Raw genomic sequence first — 253 nt, 5'->3', positions numbered from 1 at the left:
GATATGGCAAAAGTATTGATACAACGAGAGTTAAAAAAATACGACGCAGATGTGAAAGCGATTGAGCAGCCAAATTACAGCATATACACACATGAACCAAATGATTTTTTAGTGAATGGCATGTTAGAACTGTTAGATCAATATCAAAGGCTCGAAATTGCATTAAAGTTGAGTAGAGGAAGAAAGAAAAAAGCGGAACAAGGTGGCTATGCAGGTGGCGGTGTCATGTTTGGTTATACAGTACAGAAAGGGC

At 38.3% G+C, this 253-nt stretch carries 1 pseudogene; it reads left to right on the top strand.

Annotated elements, in window-relative coordinates:
• Positions 1-253: pseudogene (locus SB660_RS22245) on the top strand (recombinase family protein); the annotation flags it as partial.

Origin of the sequence: Bacillus sp. SIMBA_005 (genome assembly GCF_046535585.1) — a bacterium.
Classification (GTDB): Bacteria; Bacillota; Bacilli; order Bacillales; family Bacillaceae; genus Bacillus; species Bacillus pumilus.
This window is presented reverse-complemented; position numbering and strand designations above follow the sequence as displayed.